The organism is Streptomyces sp. NPDC032161 (genome assembly GCF_040636995.1).
Lineage (GTDB): Bacteria > Actinomycetota > Actinomycetes > Streptomycetales > Streptomycetaceae > Streptomyces.
Window position 1 is genome coordinate 935,974 of sequence record NZ_JBEZVN010000002.1, and the last position, 20,215, is coordinate 956,188.

The following is a 20,215-nucleotide window of genomic DNA, read 5'->3' on the forward strand; positions in this document are numbered from 1 at the left end:
ATGGGGGCCATGAGTCCCGCCCCCGACAATCCCGTCGCGGCCGCCGCGCCCGCCGCGCCTGCCGATCCCAACGTGCTCCACCCGATGCCGGGACAACCCAGGGTCGTGCTGCTGAAGCCCCTGGTGAAGTCCGGACTGATCGAGGTCGGGGACTTCTCGTACTACGACGACCCGGACGACCCGACCGCTTTCGAGACCCGCAACGTGCTCTACCACTACGGCCCGGAGCGGCTCGTCATCGGGAAGTTCTGCGCGCTGGGCACCGGAGTGCGGTTCATCATGAACGGCGCCAACCACCGGATGGACGGCCCGTCCACGTTCCCGTTCCCGTCCATGGGCGGCTCCTGGGCCGAGCACTTCGACCTGCTGACCGGACTGCCGAACCGGGGCGACACGGTCGTCGGCAACGACGTCTGGTTCGGGTACGGCGCCACGGTGATGCCCGGCGTGCGGATCGGACACGGCGCGATCATCGGCGCCGGTTCGGTCGTCACCTCCGACGTGCCCGACTACGGCATCGTCGGCGGGAACCCCGCCCGGCTGATCCGCACCCGCCACGACGAGGAGACCGTCGCCCGACTGCTCGCCGTGGCCTGGTGGGACTGGCCCGTCGACCACCTCACCCGCCACATCCGCACCATCATGTCCGGCAGCGTCGACGAGCTCGAAGCGGCCGCCCCGGAGGGGACACCGTGACCATCACCGTTCGCGAACTCACCTACTACCCGGTCAAGGGCTGCGCCGGAACCGCCGTCGATTCCGCGCGGGTCCTGGGGACCGGTCTCGAACACGACCGCACGTTCATGGTGGTGGACGCGACGAACGGCGCGTTCCGCAGCCAGCGCACGCACCCCGCGATGGCCGCCATCGGGGTCGAAGTCCTGGACGGGGGCGCGGTGTTGGCGCTGTCCGCCGAGGGCGTCGAGCCGCTGCGGGTGGACGTCGTCCCGGACGGCCCGCGCCGCGAGGTCAGCATGTTCGACCGCCCGCTCGGCGTCGCCGCCGACCAGGGGGACGAGGCCGCGGAGTGGTTCTCGGACGCCCTCGGCGTCGAGTCCCGCCTGGTCCGGGTGGCGCCCGGCTTCGACCGGGACGGCTGGGGCGACACCCCCGGCAAGGTCAACTTCGCCGACGCGCACGCGGTGCTGGTCGCCTCGACGGCCTCCCTGGACGGTCTCAACTCCCGTATCACCGCCCGGGGCGACGCGGCACCCGTCCCGATGGACCGCTTCCGCGCCAACATCGTCCTGGCCGGCGACGACGAGCCGCACTTCGAGGACCGGGTGCGCCGGATGACCCTCGGCACGGTGGAACTCGCCCATTCCGTACGGGCGACGCGGTGCGCCGTCCCGATGGTCGACCAGCGCACCGGCCGCCGCGCGGGCCCGGAGCCGATCCGGACCCTGTCGACGTACCGCCGCGAACCGGAGTACGGGAACAAGGTCAGCTTCGGCGCGAAGAACGCGGTGGTGCGCGAGGGCGTGGTGAGCGTCGGGGACGCGGTCGAGGTCGCGGAGTGGCTCAGCCGCTGAAGGCCCCGGCCTTCACGCCGTCGATGAACGCCGCCCACCCCTCAGGGGCGTAGAACTGGAGCCCGCCGTCGGGGTTCTTGCTGTCCCGGACGGCCCGACCGCCGTCGGCGGTGTGGGCGACCTCGACACAGTCCTGGCCCGCACTCTGGGAGGCACTGGCCTTCTTGAATGCCGTCACGATCTCGTGGCGCTTCATTCCTCTTCCTTCTCACTCTCCGGGATGTCACGCAGAGTCTTCCTGATGAACGCAAGGCTCTCATCTGGGGTCAGCGCTGCCGCAGTCAGAGCCTCAAAGATCCGCGCATGGCCCGCCATCTCCTCCAGATCTTCGAGGAGCACAGTGCTGGTTGTCGTGTCGTAGCCAACGACCTCTGACGCCGGCTCGGGACCGAAACTGAGCATGACGAAGTGCGACGAGAGGTGAGCCGCCCGCCACTCGGACAGCGGGAGTACCTGAACACGCACGTTCTGCTGCTGAGCGACATTCAGAATGTGTTCGAGTTGTTCGCGGTGCACTTTCGGCGAGGGCATGGGTGCCGTGAGCGCCGGCTCCCAGATGATCGCCGCGAATCGTGCACCGCCCTCCCCAATGAGGCTTCTCCGCACAGCCCTCATCGCAAGCGCCTCATCCACCGACTCAGCCGAATGAACGGTGAGGTCCGAACTCATCAACGTCCGCAGATAGTCGTCGGTTTGAAGCAGACCAGGGATGAAGAGCGGCTGCCACGTCCGGATGAAGGTGGCATCGGTCTCCAGCGTGATGAAGTCGGCAAACCCCGCTTCTCTGGTCACCCAGCTGAAGTTGAGCCACCATCCACGCTTGTTCGAGTCACGCGCCAACTGCTCCAAGCGCTGGTACACCGCACGGTCTTCCACCCCGTACAGCTCCAGAAGCAGCCGAACATCGCCAGGGCGGGCCGACACCTGACCGGCCTCGATCCGACTGATCTTGGCCTTCGAACCCACGATGTGATCGGCGGCGTGCTGCTGATCGAGCTTCGCCGCCTCGCGATACCTCTTGAGCGCCGCGCCGAGCCGCCTACTGCGCACAGTAGGACGTCCACCTGCGGGCATGTCCCCTCCTCTTACCGCGTGTGACCAGTTTGCACAACAACGGACGCTACACGCCAGGCGCCTGAGACCATGAGTGATATGCAAATTCTCGCTATCGCTTAGTTGCGCATCAACAGATTCTCGCCCTACCGTGAGATGCATCACGCAGTGCGCCTTGCCGAACGCACTCCGTGACCGTCATCTCGCCTGCCCACCCACGACCTTGGGGGACCCATGTCCGGGCGCACACACATCAAGAGGTTCCGGACCTGCAGGGACGCCGTCCCCGCCGCCCGGCACCATGCCGCAAGCGTTCTGACCGCGTGGAGACTCGGCGGTCTCGTCGACGAAACCGCCCTGATCGTCAGCGAGTTGAGCACCAACGTCGTCACCCATGCCAAGGGCACCGGCGACTACTTCGAGCTGGCTTTACGGCGCCGCAGCAGCACCCTCGTGCTGGAGGTGTCCGACTCCTACCAGTGGCGCATGCCCGAACTGCGCGCGCCGTCACTGGACGATCTGTCCGGCCGGGGGCTGGTCATCGTCGACGCCCTCGCCGCGAAGTGGGGCGTACGGCCGCGCGATCCGGGCAAGACCGTGTGGGCCCATCTGGCCATCGGGCAGGGCGAATCACCCTGAGGGCCGGGCTTCTCGGCCATGGTCTCTACCTCATCCGCATCGCAGCGCGTGCGCGGGCGGTCATGACCGGGTCGCACGACCCGTATGGGGCCCTGCCCGCGGGTGCGGGCAGGGCGGGCGGCCGCGGCGGTCAACGCAGCTGCGTGTCCGCTCCCTTGTCCCGGTCCGCTTCCAGGGAGTCCGCGATGTGGGTCATGACGGACCAGATGATCTCCTTGCGGCACCGGCTCATGCCCTTGGACCCGATGTACAGGGTGTTGTCCCTGCCGACCCGGTAGTTGTCCCGGCTGCCGTCCGCCTTGAGCTTGACGCCCTCCATGCGGCGCAGGAGATGAGGAACGGTGATGGCGATCTCGTCGTCCCCCACGCCGATCCGGGTGACCTCGTCCCAGGGGATCTCGTCGGCGGCGCCGTCGAGGTAGAAGTACGTGGCGCCGATCTCGAAGGGGCTGTACCTGACGTCGCCGCCCTCGGCCAGTTCACGCAGGACGAGCCGCACCCGGGCCTCGACGACGCGGTCGACGATCCCGGGGAACATCGATGTCAGATTGCCCGTGGAACGCAGGAACGTGTGCAGGAAGCCACCGCCGAGGTCGGGCAGGAAGTAGTTTCCGGACAGTTCCTCGATCCCCGGCCCGGGCGCCGTCTCCATACGGGCGACGACCTTGTCCGACAGCGGTCGCGACGACCCGTTGACGTACGTGGCCTCGCGGGTCAGCGTGACGTCGTGGAACTCCTCCCACTTGTACGCCCACCGCACCCTGTGCCGCCCCCGGTAGACGATCCCGTCCTCGTACAGGTCCAGCCAGGAGGCGAAGGAACGGATCAGTCTGACCGCTCCCCAGACGGACAGCAGGACGCAGACGGCGTCGAACACGAGGTGACCGATGCCGTGCGTGGCGAAGGACTCGCCCAGGAACAGGAAGAACGCGACCGCCGGGACGACGGTCATGGCGAGCTTGCCCATCGTCGGGCGTTCCCGGTAGCGCGCGAGCACCCGGCCCAGCTCTGCCGGGTCCGCCGTCCGCCGCCCCTTTCCGCCCGTGCCGCTCCCGCCGCCCCTGCCGCGCTCGCCGCTCCGGTCCGCCATGGTCTCTCCCCCTTGCTCGACCCCTTGTCGTCTTCGTTCGCCCAACGGCGGGTGGGGCGACCGGCGTTCGGCGCCCATCGCCTCCCGGCTCCGTGTGCTGTCCGCAGCCTATGCCCGCCCCGGGCGGGCGGCGGGCCCGGCGTCCACCAGCACGTCCCCCGCGTCCGTACGGAAGTACAGCACCGACCGACCGGCCCGGCGCCGGTCCACGAGACCGGAGTCCAGCAGCACCTTGAGGTGGCGGCCCACCGAGCCCAGGCCCTGTCCGGTCAGTGCCACGAGCTGGGTGGTGCTCTTGGGTTGCGCGAGGAGGACCAGGACCGCCGCCCGCGCGGGGCCGAGCAGCCGGCCCAGTGCGTCCGGCACCCGTGCCCGGTCCGCGTCGGCCAGGGCGCCCGAGCACGGGTAGACGATCGCGTACCGCAGGGCGTCGTCGGCCCAGGACACCCAGCCCGCCTTCTGCGTGACCGGTACGAGGAGCAGCCGCGCCCCGGACAGTTGCTTCGGCGGGTAGTCGTGCGCGTTGATCCGGAGCCGGCTGCCGCCGAGCCACCGCATCCCCGGGCGCAGGCCGCTGAGGGCGGCGGCCCAGCCGTCCCGGCTCAGCTGCCCGGTCCGTGCGACCACGTCCGCCTCGATGATCCGGCGACGGCGCGGCCAGTCCGGCAGGACGGTGTGCCGCCAGACCCAGTGCAGGACGTCGGCGGCGGACCGGGCCAGGTCGTCGCGGTCCAGGAGCCGCGGGAACGGCCGGTCGCCGAGGGACAGCACGAGGTCGGACCGGGCGCGCTCGGGCGTGGTGGCCCGTACCGGGGCCAGCTCCTCCTCGAAGGTCGGCGTGCCCTCGCCCGTCGGGGTGGGGGTGATGAAGTCCGCGTTCCAACTGCCGCAGAGCGCCACCGGAACGAGGAGTGCCGCCACCGGGTCGGCGGCCTGCCGGGCCCGGTAGGCGGGCAGATGGGCGTCGAGCCAGGACCGTTCACCGGGGTGCCGGGCGCTCCCCCGCTCCAGGGACTTCAGGGCGGCGACGGTCTCGGCGAGCGGTGAGACGACGAACCTGCTCCCGGCGAGCGTGTCCGTGTTGATCTCCCACAGGCCCATGACGTTTCGCCTCCGCGCGAAACAGTAACGGCCCGCGCCGACGCCTGCCCAGACTCCCCGCATGCGCACCTACCGGGAACTCTTCCGGGTGCCGCGGTTCCGGCCGTTCTTCGCGATCAGCGCCCTGCAGGTCGCCGCGTCGACGGTCAGCGGGCCGGCCCTGGGCACCCTCGTCTACTCCGCCACCGATTCGCCGCTGCTGGCCGCCCTGTCCATGTTCGGCCCCTCGCTCGCCCAGGTGATCGGGGCGACCGCGCTGATGTCGGCGGCGGACCGGCTGCCGCCCCGGGCCGCGATGAGCGGCATGGCGCTCGCCTTCGCGGCGGCGACCGCCGTACTCGCCTCACCCGGGCTCCCGCTGCCGGGCGTCTTCGCGATCATCCTGGTCGAGGGGGTCGTCGCCGCGGTGGGCGGCGGGGTGCGGTACGGACTGCTCCACGAGATCCTGCCCAAGGACGGCTACCTGCTGGGGCGTTCGGTGCTGAACATGTGCACCGGTCTGGCGCAGGTCGGCGGGTACGCGGTCGGCGGGCTGCTGGTGGTGACGCTGTCCGCGCGCGGGACGCTGCTGGTGGCCGCCTGCCTGTACGCGGCGGGGGCGGCCGTGGCCCGGTTCGGGCTGGCGCGCCGTCCGCCCCGGGCCTCCGGGCGGCCGTCGGTCGGTGAGACGTGGCGGGTCAACCGGATGCTGTGGTCCTCGGGACCGCGCCGCCGGACGTATCTCGCGCTCTGGGTACCGAACGGGCTGGTCGTCGGCTGCGAGTCGCTGTTCGTCCCGTACGCCCCCGGGCACGCGGGGCTCCTCTTCTCCTTCGCCGCGCTGGGGATGCTCGTCGGGGACACGGTGGTGGGCCGGTTCGCCGCTCCGTTGCGGCGGGGACGGGCGGCCACACCGCTGCTGCTGCTCCTGGCCGCGCCCTACCTGGTGTTCGCCGCACGCCCGGGGCTGCCCCTCGCGCTCGCCCTGGCCGCGCTCGCCTCGGTCGGGTTCGGGGCGAGTCTGCTGTTCCAGGAACGGCTGATGGCCCTGACCCCGGACACGATCACCGGCCAGGCGCTCGGGCTGCACGCCTCCGGCATGCTCACCATGCAGGGGGTCGCGGCGGCGCTCGCGGGCTCCGTCGCCCAACTGACCTCGCCGGGAACGGCGATGGCCGTGATGGCGGGGGCCTCCCTCACGGTCACCCTGGCCCTGGCGGCGGCCGGGCGACGGAACACGGAACCGGCGGACACCGGGCCCGCGGCTCCCGGTCCCGCCGATCCCGGGCCCGCGGACGCGGGGCGCGTGGGCCCCGGTCCCGTGGACCCTGGTACGGCGGACGCGGGGCCCGGTACGCGGCGGGGTCTCAGCGCGGAGTGAGCACGTACTCCATCAGCGGCAGCACGCGTCCGGGGATCGAGCCCGACGGGGTCTCCCCGATCCGGACCGCGCCCATCGCCCGGTAGAACGGCTCCGCGTTCGGGTCGGCGTCGATGGTGAGCCGGGCGAAGCCGAGGCGTCGGGCCTCCGCCGCGGTGTGCTCGAACAGGCGCCGCCCGATGCCCCGGCCGATCGCTTCGGGGGCGATGAACATCATGCCGAGGGCGCCCTCGGGCGGGATGCCGTCCAGGGTGGTGAAGCCGAGAACGCGCCCGTCCTCCTCGGCGACCGTCGTGCGGCGGCGCTCGACGTCGGCGGGAATCAGGGTGAGCTCGTCGCGGCAGGCGGCGAGGAACGCCTCGTCGTAGTCCCAGTACCCCTTCGACTCCAGTGCCAGTTCGGTCAGCAATCCGGCCTCGTGCGCCCGTGCCGGTCGCAGGTCCATGTCCGCCCCTCCGTCGTCCCCGTGCCGTCCGGTCCCTCGTCCCGTCCCGCTCCGGTGTTCCGCCCCTCCGCTCGGCTCCTTCACCGCCGTCGGGGGCTCGCCGGGCCGGGACCGCCGGACCATGATCCATGCTGTCGCCCTTGGACGCCACGGACTTCCGGTGCCCGACGGCCGCCTCCTGCCGCGCCGTACGCCCGACGGGCCGCCCGCCGTGCCCAGGGGCACGGGGGTGTGCGGGACCGGCTCATGGCCCGGTCCCGCACACCCCCGTCGTCACCTCGTCGGCGGCGGTGCCGCCGTCGCCGGTCGGTCACCGGGCCGGCGCCGGACTGCCGCCGGGCTCAGTCGAAGATCGGCCCCTGCGTACGCGTCCGCTTGATCTCGTAGAAGCCGGGGATCGACGCCACGAGCAGCGTGCCGTCCCACAGCTTCGCCGCCTCCTCGCCCTTCGGGGCGGGGGTGACGACCGGACCGAAGAAGGCGATCTGCTCGCCGTCCGCGCCCGGGACGGCGATGACCGGGGTGCCGACGTCCTGGCCGACCTTGTCGATGCCCTCCTTGTGGGAGGCGCGCAGCTCGGTGTCGTAGGCGTCGGAGTCCGCGTGGTCGGCCAGCTCGGCGGGCAGGCCGACGTCCTCCAGCGCGCCCACGATCGCCTCGCGGGTGGCCCCCTCGCCCCGGTTGTGGAAGCGGGTGCCGAGCGCCGTGTAGAGCGGGCCGACGATGTCGTCGCCGTGCTTCTGCTGCGCGGCGACGACCACGCGGACCGGGCCCCACGCCTGGTTCTCCAGCATGTCCCGGTACTCCTCGGGCAGCTCGTCGAGCTTGTCCTCGTTGAGGACGGCCAGGCTCATCACATGCCAACGGACCTCGACGTCACGGACCTTCTCCACCTCCAGCATCCAGCGGGAGGTCATCCACGCCCAGGGACAGAGCGGGTCGAACCAGAAGTCGACGGGGGTCCGGCCGGTCGCCGTGCTGTTCTCGGACATCTCTCTCCTCATCGGGACCTCATCGCACGTGATGCGGGCGTGCGCCCGTGCCCGCATACGCACATGCGGGCGTGCGCACATCTCCGCACAACGCCGTCGTGCGCACCGCTCATTCCCGCGCGCGGGCCGGTCGACGACGTGGCCGCCCAGCCGGACGACGGCATGGGAGGATCAAAGTAATCGAACGTACACAAAGGAACGTGACACAAAGGAGTGTGCCCGTGCCCGGTGAGAACCTGTCCCGCGACGAGGCCCGCGAGCGGGCCGAGCTGCTGAGCGTCGACGGTTACGAGGTCGTTCTCGATCTGCGTTCCGCCGTCGGCGGGCCCGACGGGGAGGGCGGGTCCGAGGGGACCGGCGACGGCGCCTCCCCCGGCCCGCTGACCTTCCGCTCGGTGACGACGATCCGGTTCCGCACCGCGCGGGCGGGGGCGTCGACCTTCGCGGACCTGGTGGCGCCGAGCGTGAACGCGGTGACGCTGAACGGGCGCCCGCTCGACCCCGCCGCCGTCTTCGACGGCACGCGGGTGGCGCTGGACGACCTCCCCGAGGGCGAGAACCTCCTGGTGGTCGACGCGCAGTGCGCGTACAGCCGGACCGGCGAGGGCATGCACCGGTTCGTCGACCCGGAGGACGGCGAGGTCTACCTCTACACGCAGTACGAGCCGGCCGACTCGCGCCGGGTCTTCGCGAACTTCGAGCAGCCCGACCTGAAGGCCCCCTTCCGCTTCGAGGTGGCGGCGCCCGAGGGCTGGACGGTCTGGAGCAACGGGGCCGTCGGGTCGCAGGACGACGGGGTGTGGCGGTTCGCCGAGACGAAGCCGATCCCGACGTACATCACGGCGGTCGTCGCCGGTCCGTACCACTACGTCACCGACTCCTACACCCGCGCGTTCGAGGACGGCACCACGCTGGAGATCCCGCTCGGCGCCATGTGCCGCAAGGGGCTCGCCAAGCACTTCGACGCGGACGACGTCTTCCTGATCACCAAGCAGGGCCTGGACTTCTTCCACGACCACTTCGACTACCCGTACCCCTTCGGCAAGTACGACCAGGCGTTCGTGCCCGAGTACAACCTGGGCGCGATGGAGAACCCGGGCTGCGTGACGTTCCGCGAGGAGTACATCTTCCGCGGCAAGGTGACGCAGGCGTCGTACGAGGGCCGGGCCAACGTCATCCTGCACGAGATGGCGCACATGTGGTTCGGCGACCTGGTCACCATGCAGTGGTGGGACGACCTGTGGCTGAAGGAGTCCTTCGCGGACTTCATGGGCGTCTTCGCGATGGTGGAGGCGACCCGGTTCGAGGACGGCTGGATCACCTTCGCCAACAACCGCAAGGCGTGGGCGTACCGAGCCGACCAGCTGCCGTCCACGCACCCGATCACGGCCGACATCCGTGACCTGGAGGACGCCAAGCTGAACTTCGACGGCATCACGTACGCCAAGGGCGCCTCGGTGCTCAAGCAACTGGTGGCGTACGTGGGCCGGGACGCGTTCCTGGAGGGCGCCCGGCGCTACTTCAAGAAGCACGCCTACGGCAACACCCGGCTGGACGACCTGCTGTCGGTGCTGGCCGAGACCTCCGGGCGCGACATGACCGCCTGGTCCCGGTCCTGGCTCCAGACCGCGGGCGTCAACTCGCTGACGCCGGTGGCCACCTACGACGCGGCGGGCCGGCTCACGGAGCTGGCCGTCCTCCAGGAGGCGGCCGGGTCCCACCCGGAGCTGCGCCCGCACCGGGTCGCGGTCGGGCTGTACCGGCGGGCGGCCGACGGGAGCCTGGTGCGGTACGCGCGCGCCGAGGTGGACGTGGCGGGGCCGCGCACGGTGGTCGAGGAGCTGGCCGGTGCACAGCGCCCGGAGCTGATCCTGGTCAACGACGACGACCTGACGTACTGCAAGGTCCGCTTCGACGAGATGTCGCTGGCCACGCTGCGGGAGCACCTCGGCGACCTGACCGACCCGCTCGCGCGGGCGCTGTGCTGGTCGGCACTGTGGAACATGACGCGCGACGGCCTGATGCCGGCCCGCGATTTCGTCTCCCTCGTGCTGGCCTTCGCCGGCCGGGAGTCCGACATCGGCGTCCTGCAGATGCTGCACGCCTGGACCCGGACGGCCCTGACGCACTACGCGGCGCCCGAGTGGCGCGAGGAGGGCGGCCGGGCGCTGTCCGAGGGCGCGCTGCGCGAACTGCGGGTCGCCGGTCCGGGCAGCGAGCACCAGCTGGCCTGGGCGCGGTTCTTCGCGTCGGTCGCCGACTCGGAGGCGGACTTCCGGCTGCTGTCGGGGCTGCTCGACGGCTCGGCCGCCATCGACGGTCTGGACGTCGACCAGGAGCTGCGCTGGGCGTTCCTGTCGCCGCTGGCCGCGCACGGGGTGGTCGACGCGTCGGCCCTCGACGCCGAACTGACCCGTGACGACACGGCGTCCGGGGAGCGGCACCAGGTGCGGTGCCTGGCCTCGCGCCCCTCCGCCGAGGTGAAGGCGCGTGCGTGGGCGGACGTCGTGGAGTCCGACGCGCTGTCCAACGCGCTGACGGAGGCCGTGATCGCGGGCTTCGAGCAGTCCTCGCAGCGCGAACTGCTGGCGCCGTACACGGAGAAGTACTTCGCCGCGATCGAGCGGGTCTGGGCCGAGCGGTCGATCCAGACCGGGATGAACGTGGTGCGGGGCCTGTTCCCGGCGCTCCAGGACAACCCCGCGACGCTGGAGGCGACCGACGCCTGGCTGGCCGCCCACGCGGACGCGGCACCGGCGCTGCGGCGGCTGGTGCTGGAGGCGCGGGACGACCTGGCGCGGTCGCTGCGGGCCCAGGCGTGCGACGCGGGCACGACCGCGCCGACCGGGATCTGACGGGACCGGCGGCGGCCTGACGGACCGTCCGGGGGCACCCGGAGGTCGTCCGGGCCGTCCGGGGGCCGTCCGGCGGAGGTCTCCGCCGGGGCGGCCCTCTGCCGTCCGGCCGCCCGGGGCATGCTTTTCGGCCGTGGGACACGCACGCTTCAGGACCGCGTTGTCCCGGTTCGCCGACGGGTGTGTAACAGCGGGTTGGTGCCGGGTCCGGGTGCGGGATACCGGGAGACATGACACCGAATTCCCCGTACACCCCGCCCTGCCCCTGCCGTCTCCGCATCACCGACGACGTCCGTCGACGCGTGCTGTCCGCAGCTCAGTTGAGGGCGTACGGCGTGTCCGCGGCGGAGGCCGCCGCGCGATGCGGCGCCGGTGGCCCGTGGCAGCAGCCGCTGCCCGGTGTGTACGTCCTGCACCCGGGGCCGCCGTCCGACGAGGAGCGGCTGCGCTGCGCCCTGCTGTACGCGGGCCGTCCACCGGCCTCCCGACGCCGGGGCACGCACGGCCTGCCGCACGGACGACCGGACGCGGGCGGGCCGTCGGGCACGGGCGGACGGACACGAGCCGCCGGGCAGGCGGGCGCGGAGGGACACGCGGGCGTGGACGGGCAGTCGGGCATGGACGGGCAGGCGCGGCCGGGCTCGGACCCCGGGTACGGGGAGGCCATGCTCACGGGACTCGCCGCACTCGCCCTGCACGGGTTCACGGCGGCGGTGCCGCCCGGCTCGCCGGAGCGGATCGACGTGCTCGTGCCGCGCACCCGCCGGCTGCGCTCGGTACGGGACGTGCGCCTGGTGCGGGCCGCCGACCGCCCCCGCCCCGAGCAGATCCGCGGGTTGCCCGTGGCACCGGTGGAGCGGGCGCTCGCGGACGCGGTCTCCGGGCTCACGGAAGGCTCGGCCGTCCACCGGCTGCTCACCGAGGCCATGCACGGTGGGCACGCAGAACCGGCCGCCGTCGTAGGCGAGTTGAGCCGGGCCGGGCTGCTGGACCGCCCGCACGTGGCGGACGCGGCCGACTCGCTGCTCACCGAGGGGCGCGCGCCGGCGGAGGACCGGCTGTACGCGCTGGTGCGGTCGTACGGCCTGCCGGAGCCGCTGTGGAACGTGGACCTGCGGCTGCCCGGGGGCCCGCATCTGGGCGCGGTGGACGCCTACTGGCCCGAGCACGCGGTCGCCGTGGTGCTCGACACGAGGGCGCCCCGCCACAGCAGGCTCGACGGCGACCGGCGCCGGGCGGAGCACGACGCGCGCTGGTCCGCCCACCTCGCCCAGCGGGAGCATCTGGAACGACTCGGGGTCACCGTCGTCCATCTCTCGCCGAAGAAGCTCCTCGCCGCAGCCGAGCAGCAGGCGGTCGTGGTGCGTACGGCCCTGTCCGCGGCGGCGGACCGCGCACCGGCGGCCCGCGTGATCATCCTGCCCCGCTGACCGTGCGCGCATCGCGTACCGCGCGGGCAGCTTCACTCACACCCCGTTCCGTACGCGTGCCGGACTCCGCCCGCATCATGCCGAACTCCCGCCACAGGCGCCGCTATCCACCGTTTCATCCCTGATGGCGCATCAGCCCCGGTGGCGGGATGCCGCCATGTCCACATCTCGTCCCCCTCAACTCTCCACAAACCCCTGTCATTTACGAAAGGGTGAGCGGTCATCCGGTACCGAATTCCGGACCTTCTCTTTCACTTTCAGGGATGCTGATGACCACCGAGTCCTCCAGTCTGATACCCGGGGCGAGACGCGCGGCTCGAGTCGCGGCTGCCGCCGGCCTGGTGGCCGCGCTCGCCGCCACCGGCGCGGCCCCCGTCTTCGCCGTGGACAACCCCGCGCCCGGTCCTGTCAAGTCCGCCGCCGAGGACGCCTCCAAGGACAAGCTCGGCGCGAACGACGCCGAGGTCCTGGCCAAGGCCAAGGCCAAGGGCGAGAAGAACATCACGATGATGGTCGCCACCGCTCCCGGTGCGACCGCCCAGGTCGCCGAGCAGCTGGACGCCGTCAAGGGCTCCGTGCTCGGGCGTGCGTACGACAAGCTCGGCTACGTACGGGCCACCGTGCCGACCGCGAGCGCCGAGGCGACCATCAAGGCCGCCTCCAAGCTGTCGTCCGTCCACGGCATCGATCTCAAGCAGGAGATCAAGCTGGACGACCCGACGCCCGCGGGCGACCGCGCCGCCGGAGCCTCGGCCAGGACGAAGGCCACCGGCAGCCACCCGGCGCCCGACAAGAAGACCCCGGCGAAGAACCCGTACAACCCGTCCTTCGAGACGGGCGCGGTGGACTTCGTCGAGCAGCACCCCCGGGCCGACGGCCGCGGGATCACCATCGGCATCCTCGACTCGGGTGTCGACCTCGGCCACCCGGCGCTGCAGAAGACCACCACGGGCGAGCGCAAGATCGTCGACTGGGTGACCGCCACGGACCCGGTCAACGACGGCGACGGCACCTGGCTGCGGATGACCGACTCGGTGTCCGGCCCGTCCTTCACGCACCAGGGCCGCACGTACAAGGCGCCCAAGGGCGACTACCGGATCAGCCTGTTCGCCGAGGCCGCCACCAAGGGCGGCGACATGGCGGGCGACCTGAACCGCGACGGCGACACCACCGACGTGTGGGCCGTGCTGTACGACCCGGTCACCGGTGACGTGCGCGTCGACCTGAACGACAACGCCGACTTCACCGACGACGCCACCCTGAAGCCGTACAAGGAGAAGCACCAGGTCTCCTACTTCGGCAAGGACGACCCGCGCACCGACGTCGCCGAGCGCATCCCGTTCACCGTGGAGACGCGCAAGAACGTCGTCTACAACGCGGCGGGCGCCACGGCCGACTTCGTCAACATCGGCGTCATCGAGAGCGAGCACGGCACCCACGTCGCGGGCATCACCGCCGCGAACGGCCTGTTCGGCGGCAAGATGAACGGTGCCGCGCCCGGCGCGAAGATCGTCTCCTCGCGCGCCTGCACCTGGTCCGGCGGCTGCACCAACATCGCGCTCACCGAGGGCATGATCGACCTCGTCGTGAACCGCGGTGTCGACGTCGTCAACATGTCGATCGGCGGCCTGCCGCCGCTGAACGACGGCAACAACGCCCGCGCGGAGCTCTACAAGCGGCTCGTCGACATCTACGGCGTCCAGCTGGTCATCTCGGCCGGCAACGACGGCCCGGGCGTGAACACCATCGGCGACCCCGGCCTCGCCGACCACGTCATCTCCGTCGGCGCGTCCATCTCCAAGGAGACCTGGGCCGCCAACTACGGCTCGAACGTCACCAAGAAGTACGACATGATGCCGTTCTCCTCGCGCGGTCCGCGTGAGGACGGCGGCTTCACGCCGACCCTGACGGCCCCGGGTGCCGCGATCAACACCACCCAGACCTGGCTGCCCGGCGGTCCGGTCAAGGAGGCGGGCTACAGCCTGCCGGCCGGCTACTCCATGCTCCAGGGCACCTCTATGGCCTCGCCGCAGGCCGCCGGCGCGACCGCGCTGCTGCTGTCCGCCGCGAAGCAGAAGCACATCGAGCTGCCGCCGGCCGATCTGCGCACCGCGCTGACCAGCTCCGCCACCCACATCAAGGACGTGCCCGCGCACGCCCAGGGCTCCGGTCTGATCGACATCGTCGGCGCCTGGAAGCTGATCGAGAAGCAAGGCACCCCGGCGCACGAGTACAAGGTCAAGGCCCCGGTCGACACCGCGATCGACTTCGCGCTCAAGACCCCGGGCTTCGGCACCGGCCTCTACGACCGCGAGGGCGGCCTGAAGGTCGGCCAGAAGAAGACGTACGACGTCACGATCACCCGCACCACGGGTCCGGACAAGGCCGTCAAGCACCAGCTGTCGTGGAAGAACAACGACGGCACCTTCAAGCTGGTCGGCCCGTCCGCCGTCTCCCTGCCGCTGGACCAGCCGGTCACGGTGAAGGTCCAGGCGAAGCCGGGCAGCAAGGGCGTGCACAGCGCGATCCTGCGCGTCGACGACAAGAAGACCGTCGGCGTCGACCAGCAGATCCTCACCACGGTCGTCGTCTCCACGGAGCTGGCGAAGCCCTCCTACGCGTTCAAGGCGTCCGGATCGGTGCAGCGCAACAGCAGCACGTCGTACTTCCTGACCGTCCCGGAAGGCGCCAAGACCCTCGAGGTCGCGATGAGCGGTCTGCGCTCCGGCAGCCAGACCCGCTTCATCTCGATCCACCCGTACGGGGTGCAGATGGAGGACAGCTCCACCGTCTACTGCTACCCGAACTACGAGAACCCGTCCAACACCTGCCGCCCCGACGTGCGCTCCTACAAGGACCCGCAGCCGGGCGTCTGGGAGATCGAGGTCGAGGCGCGCCGCACCTCGCCGCTGCTGGACAACCCGTACAAGCTGGACGTCTCGCTGCTCGGTGCCACCTTCGACCCGGCGGTGCGGACCCTTCCCGAGGCGAAGATCGGCACCCCGGCCGCGGTGACCTGGAAGGCCACCAACAACGCCGGTGACCTGGCGGGCTCGCTCAAGGGCGGTTCACTGGGCTCGGCCAAGGTCGCCAAGCCGACGATCAAGACGGGCGACGAGCAGCTGTACACGGTCACCATCGGTGAGGGCGTCGAGAAGCTGGACGTCGCCATCGGCGGCACCTCGGACGCCAACGCGGACCTGGACCTGTACGTCTTCAAGGGCAACACCCAGGTCGCCGCGTCCACCACGGCCGGCTCCGAGGAGGCGGTCAGCATGGAGAAGCCCGCCGCCGGTACGTACACCGTCCTCGTGCACGGTTACAGCGTCCCCGCCGGAACCAGCACCTACGACTACCGCGACGTGTACTACGCGCCGTCGCTCGGCACGATCAAGGTCGACGAGTCGAAGGCCGTGAACCTGGCGGGCGGCGCCTCCACCGAGATCGCCGCCGAGGTGTCGGTCGCCGGGGCGGCCCCCGCGGGCCGGCAGTTCTTCGGCGAGGTGCACCTGGTGAACAGCCGCGGCACCGCCGCGGGCACCGGCAGCGTCGTGATCGAGAAGGTCACGCAGTGACCCAGCGGTCACACGCCGATCGAGTGAGGGTCATGCGGTGACGGACACCCTGTCCGGCATGTGATCCGTACGACAGTGGGGCGGGCGCTCGGCGGAGCGTCCGCCCCACTGCCATGCGCGCCGGGAACCGCCACGCCCACCACACGCGCCCCGGCCGCCCCGGCCCCGCGGGCGGGCGCTGTCCACACCCCGGACAATGGATTGGACAAGGAAGCCGTGGACATACGCATCATGGAGCGGCAACCGTGCCAGTTCGTACGTTCGAAGGAGTTCCCGTGAAGGTCGGAATCGTCGGCGCCACCGGTCAGGTCGGCACAGTCATGCGCGGGATCCTGGCCGAGCGGAAGTTCCCGGTCGACGAGCTGCGACTCTTCGCCTCCGCGCGTTCCGCGGGCTCCACCATCGTGTGGGAGGGCCGCGAGATCACCGTCGAGGACGCCTCGACGGCCGACTACACCGGACTGGACATCGTGCTGTTCTCGGCCGGTGGCGCGACCTCGAAGGCGCTGGCCGAGAAGGTCGCCTCGCAGGGCGCCGTCGTCATCGACAACTCCTCCGCCTGGCGCAAGGACCCCGAGGTCCCGCTGGTGGTCTCCGAGGTCAACCCGCACGCGGTCGCCGACCGGCCCAAGGGCATCATCGCCAACCCGAACTGCACCACGATGGCCGCCATGCCGGTGCTGCGCCCGCTGCACGAGGAGGCCGGCCTGGAGGCGCTGACCGTCGCCACCTACCAGGCGGTGTCCGGTTCCGGGCTGGCCGGTGTCGCCGAGCTGCACGGCCAGGCGTCCAAGGTCGTCGCCGACGCCGACAAGCTCACCCACGACGGCGGGGCCGTCGACTTCCCCGAGCCCGCCGTCTACGAGCGCCCGATCGCGTTCAACGTGCTGCCGCTGGCCGGTTCGATCGTCGAGGACGGCTCCTTCGAGACCGACGAGGAGCAGAAGCTCCGCAACGAGTCCCGCAAGATCCTGGAGATCCCGGGGCTGAAGGTGTCCGGCACCTGCGTCCGGGTCCCGGTCTTCTCCGGCCACTCGCTCCAGGTCAACGCACGCTTCGCCCGCCCGATCGGCGTCGAGCGCGCCTACGAGCTGCTGAAGGACGCCCCGGGCGTCGAGCTCTCCGAGATCCCCACCCCGCTCCAGGCGGCGGGCAAGGACGCCTCGTACGTGGGCCGGATCCGGGTCGACGAGACCGTGGAGAACGGCCTCGCGCTCTTCGTCTCCAACGACAACCTGCGCAAGGGCGCGGCGCTGAACGCGGTGCAGATCGCGGAGCTGGTGGCGGCGGAGCTGAGGAAGGGCTGACGCGTCCGCGCACGGACGACGCACGGGTGAGGGGCGGCCACCGGGATGCGGTGGCCGCCCTTTCGTGCGCCCGTGTGCTCGCCCGCGCCGGTGCGCGCTCCACTCGCGTTCCTCCGCACTCCGCCCGCGCGTGCGACGTGGAAGGATGACCGAAAACGTCACACCCAAGGAGATGACCGCGTGCCTGGCACGAATCTGACCCGCGAAGAGGCACAGGAGCGGGCGCGCCTGCTGACCGTGGACGCGTACGAGATCGATCTCGACCTCTCCGGAGCGCAGGAGGGCGGCACCTTCCGGTCCGTGACCACCGTGCGCTTCGACTCCGCCGAGGCCGGTGCGGAGACCTTCATCGACCTGGTCGCGCCGACCGTGCACGAGGTCGAGCTGAACGGCAGGGCTCTGGACGCCGCGGCCGTGTTCCACGACTCGCGCATCGCGCTCCCGGGCCTGGTCGCGGGCTCCAACGAGCTGAAGGTCGTCGCCGACTGCGCGTACACCAACAGCGGCGAGGGCCTGCACCGCTTCGTCGACCCGGTCGACCAGCAGGCATATCTCTACACCCAGTTCGAGGTTCCGGACGCCCGGCGCGTCTTCGCGAGCTTCGAGCAGCCCGACCTGAAGGCGACGCTCCGGTTCACCGTGAAGGCCCCGGAGGGCTGGACGGTCGTCTCGAACTCCCCGACGCCCGAGCCGCGCGACAACGTCTGGTCCTTCGAGCCGACGCCCCGCATCTCGACGTACATCACGGCCCTGATCGCCGGCCCGTACCACGCGGTGCACAGCAGCTACGAGAAGGACGGCCGGACCGTTCCGCTCGGCATCTACTGCCGCCCGTCGCTGGCCGAGTACCTCGACGCGGACGCGATCTTCGACGTGACGCGGCAGGGCTTCGACTGGTTCCAGGAGAAGTTCGACTACGAGTACCCGTTCGCCAAGTACGACCAGCTGTTCGTTCCCGAGTTCAACGCGGGCGCGATGGAGAACGCGGGCGCGGTGACCATCCGCGACCAGTACGTGTTCCGCTCGAAGGTGACGGACGCGGCGTACGAGACGCGTGCCGAGACCATCCTGCACGAGCTGGCCCACATGTGGTTCGGCGACCTCGTCACCATGGAGTGGTGGAACGACCTGTGGCTCAACGAGTCGTTCGCCACGTACACGTCGATCGCCTGCCAGGCGTACGCGGAGGGCTCGAAGTGGCCGCACTCCTGGACGACGTTCGCCAACTCCATGAAGACGTGGGCGTACCGCCAGGACCAGCTGCCCTCCACGCACCCGATCATGGCGGACATCCGTGACCTGGACGACGTGCTGGTCAACTTCGACGGGATCACGTACGCCAAGGGCGCCTCGGTCCTGAAGCAGCTGGTGGCGTACGTCGGCATGGACGAGTTCTTCAAGGGCGTCCAGGCCTACTTCAAGGCGCACGCCTACGGCAACACCCGCCTGTCCGACCTGCTGGGCGCGCTGGAGGAGACCTCCGGCCGCGACCTGAAGACCTGGTCGAAGGCGTGGCTGGAGACGGCGGGCATCAACATCCTGCGCCCGGAGATCACCACGGACGAGAACGGCCACGTCACCTCGTTCACGGTCGTCCAGGAGGCCCCGGCACTGCCCGCGGGCGCGAAGGGCGAGCCGACGCTGCGCCCGCACCGGATCGCGATCGGCTGCTATGCCATCGACACCGCCGACTCCGGCAAGCTGGTCCGTACGAACCGGATCGAGCTGGACGTCGACGGCGAGCGCACCACCGTGCCGTTCCCGGCCGGCACCGCCCGCCCCGCCGTGATCCTGCTCAACGACGACGACCTCTCGTACGCGAAGGTCCGGCTCGACGAGGAGTCGCTGCGCGTCGTCACCGAGCACCTCGGCGACTTCGCCGAGTCCCTGCCCCGCGCCCTGTGCTGGGCCTCCGCGTGGGACATGACCCGCGACGGCGAGCTGGCCACCCGCGACTACCTCTCCCTGGTGCTCTCCGGCATCGGCAAGGAGTCGGACATCGGCGTCGTCCAGTCGCTGCACCGCCAGGTGAAGCTGGCCCTGGACCTGTACGCGGCACCGGAGTGGCGCGAGGCCGGTCTGGCCCGGTGGACCGAGGCGACCCTCGCCCACCTGCGCGCGGCGGAGCCGGGCAGCGACCACCAGCTGGCCTGGGCCCGCGCCTTCGCGGCGACCGCCCGCACCCCGCAGCAGCTGGACCTGCTGTCCTCGCTGCTCGACGGCAAGGAGAGCATCGAGGGTCTGGCCGTCGACACGGAACTGCGCTGGGCGTTCGTCGAGCGGCTCGCCGCGACCGGCGTCTTCGAGGAGGACGAGATCGCGGGCGAGTACGAGCGCGACCGGACGGCGGCGGGCGAGCGCCACGCGGCGACCGCCCGTGCGGCCCGCCCCACGGAGGCGGCGAAGGCGGAGGCGTGGGCCTCGGTCGTCGAGTCCGACAAGCTGCCGAACGCCGTCCAGGAGGCGGTCATCGCCGGCTTCGTCCAGTCCGACCAGCGCGAACTGCTGGCCCCGTACACGGAGAAGTTCTTCGCGGCGGTCAAGGGCGCCTGGGAGTCCCGCAGCCACGAGATGGCCCAGCAGATCGCCGTCGGCCTCTACCCGGCGGTCCAGGTCGCGCAGGAGACCCTGGACGCCACGGACGCCTGGCTGTCCTCGGCGCAGCCGAACGCGGCCCTGCGCCGCCTGGTCTCCGAGTCGCGCTCCGGCGTGGAACGCGCCCTGAAGGCCCGCGCGGCGGACGCGGCGGCGGCCACGGCCTGACGCGGCCTGCACGGGAGAACGGCGATGCCCCGGACCGCGGCCGCGGTCCGGGGCATCGCCGTTCTCCGTTCCC

The 20,215-nt window shown here is 71.2% G+C and carries 15 protein-coding genes; 9 read left to right on the forward strand and 6 right to left on the reverse strand.

The window, feature by feature from the left end:
• Positions 1-9: 9 nt before the first annotated feature.
• Both AB0E67_RS09865 and AB0E67_RS09870 read left to right on the forward strand, forming a co-directional pair.
• Positions 10-696, forward strand: coding sequence for a CatB-related O-acetyltransferase (locus AB0E67_RS09865; RefSeq protein WP_362023266.1), 687 nt, complete (start codon positions 10-12; stop codon positions 694-696).
• Positions 693-1,532, forward strand: coding sequence for an MOSC N-terminal beta barrel domain-containing protein (locus AB0E67_RS09870; protein ID WP_362023269.1), 840 nt, complete (start codon positions 693-695; stop codon positions 1,530-1,532). The genes AB0E67_RS09865 and AB0E67_RS09870 overlap by 4 nt, the downstream gene beginning before the upstream one ends.
• Here the strand turns inward: AB0E67_RS09870 and AB0E67_RS09875 are convergent.
• Entirely contained in the window at positions 1,522-1,728 is a 207-nt protein-coding gene (locus tag AB0E67_RS09875; RefSeq protein ID WP_362023272.1) for a DUF397 domain-containing protein, read from the reverse strand. The two genes, AB0E67_RS09870 and AB0E67_RS09875, sit on opposite strands and share 11 nt — an antisense overlap.
• Positions 1,725-2,606, reverse strand: a complete 882-nt coding sequence (locus tag AB0E67_RS09880) for a helix-turn-helix transcriptional regulator (RefSeq protein WP_362023275.1) — start codon at positions 2,604-2,606, stop codon at positions 1,725-1,727. The genes AB0E67_RS09875 and AB0E67_RS09880 overlap by 4 nt, the downstream gene beginning before the upstream one ends.
• Before the next feature lie 213 nt (positions 2,607-2,819).
• Here AB0E67_RS09880 and AB0E67_RS09885 point away from each other — a divergent pair, with 213 nt between their 5' ends.
• Entirely contained in the window at positions 2,820-3,224 is a 405-nt protein-coding gene (locus tag AB0E67_RS09885; protein WP_362023278.1) for an ATP-binding protein, read from the forward strand.
• A gap of 130 nt (positions 3,225-3,354) precedes the next feature.
• On the opposite strand, the gene AB0E67_RS09890 is transcribed toward AB0E67_RS09885, so the two are convergent.
• Together AB0E67_RS09890 and AB0E67_RS09895 are read right to left on the reverse strand one after the other, a co-directional pair.
• Positions 3,355-4,314, reverse strand: a complete 960-nt coding sequence (locus AB0E67_RS09890; RefSeq protein ID WP_362023281.1) for a hypothetical protein — start codon at positions 4,312-4,314, stop codon at positions 3,355-3,357.
• A gap of 108 nt (positions 4,315-4,422) precedes the next feature.
• A complete protein-coding gene (locus AB0E67_RS09895) occupies positions 4,423-5,415 on the reverse strand; it encodes a winged helix-turn-helix domain-containing protein (protein ID WP_362023284.1) in 993 nt (330 codons plus the stop codon).
• A 61-nt stretch (positions 5,416-5,476) separates the two neighbouring features.
• Between AB0E67_RS09895 and AB0E67_RS09900 the strand changes: the two genes are divergently transcribed.
• Entirely contained in the window at positions 5,477-6,775 is a 1,299-nt protein-coding gene (locus tag AB0E67_RS09900; protein WP_362023287.1) for an MFS transporter, read from the forward strand.
• Here the strand turns inward: AB0E67_RS09900 and AB0E67_RS09905 are convergent.
• Together AB0E67_RS09905 and AB0E67_RS09910 are read right to left on the reverse strand one after the other, a co-directional pair.
• Positions 6,762-7,220: a GNAT family N-acetyltransferase gene (locus AB0E67_RS09905; RefSeq protein WP_362023289.1), complete on the reverse strand. Its 459-nt coding sequence runs from the start codon at positions 7,218-7,220 to the stop codon at positions 6,762-6,764. The two genes, AB0E67_RS09900 and AB0E67_RS09905, sit on opposite strands and share 14 nt — an antisense overlap.
• A gap of 341 nt (positions 7,221-7,561) precedes the next feature.
• A complete protein-coding gene (locus AB0E67_RS09910; RefSeq protein ID WP_351518141.1) occupies positions 7,562-8,212 on the reverse strand; it encodes a DsbA family protein in 651 nt (216 codons plus the stop codon).
• A 221-nt stretch (positions 8,213-8,433) separates the two neighbouring features.
• Between AB0E67_RS09910 and pepN (AB0E67_RS09915) the strand changes: the two genes are divergently transcribed.
• The 5 genes from pepN (AB0E67_RS09915) (at position 8,434) to pepN (AB0E67_RS09935) (ending at position 20,142) form a co-directional block, all read left to right on the forward strand.
• On the forward strand, positions 8,434-11,067 hold the full coding sequence (pepN, locus tag AB0E67_RS09915; RefSeq protein ID WP_362023292.1) for an aminopeptidase N: 2,634 nt from the start codon (positions 8,434-8,436) through the stop codon (positions 11,065-11,067).
• Positions 11,068-11,297: 230 nt separating this feature from the next.
• Positions 11,298-12,497 carry a hypothetical protein gene (locus AB0E67_RS09920; protein WP_362023295.1) on the forward strand — a complete coding sequence of 400 codons (1,200 nt, stop codon included), beginning with the start codon at positions 11,298-11,300 and terminating at the stop codon, positions 12,495-12,497.
• Positions 12,498-12,760: 263 nt separating this feature from the next.
• Complete coding sequence (locus AB0E67_RS09925) at positions 12,761-16,072, forward strand: S8 family serine peptidase (RefSeq protein WP_362023297.1); 3,312 nt, start codon at positions 12,761-12,763, stop codon at positions 16,070-16,072.
• A gap of 275 nt (positions 16,073-16,347) precedes the next feature.
• A complete protein-coding gene (locus AB0E67_RS09930; RefSeq protein ID WP_362023299.1) occupies positions 16,348-17,379 on the forward strand; it encodes an aspartate-semialdehyde dehydrogenase in 1,032 nt (343 codons plus the stop codon).
• 180 nt (positions 17,380-17,559) lie between these two features.
• Complete coding sequence (gene pepN, locus AB0E67_RS09935) at positions 17,560-20,142, forward strand: aminopeptidase N (protein ID WP_362023302.1); 2,583 nt, start codon at positions 17,560-17,562, stop codon at positions 20,140-20,142.
• Positions 20,143-20,215 lie beyond the last annotated feature (73 nt).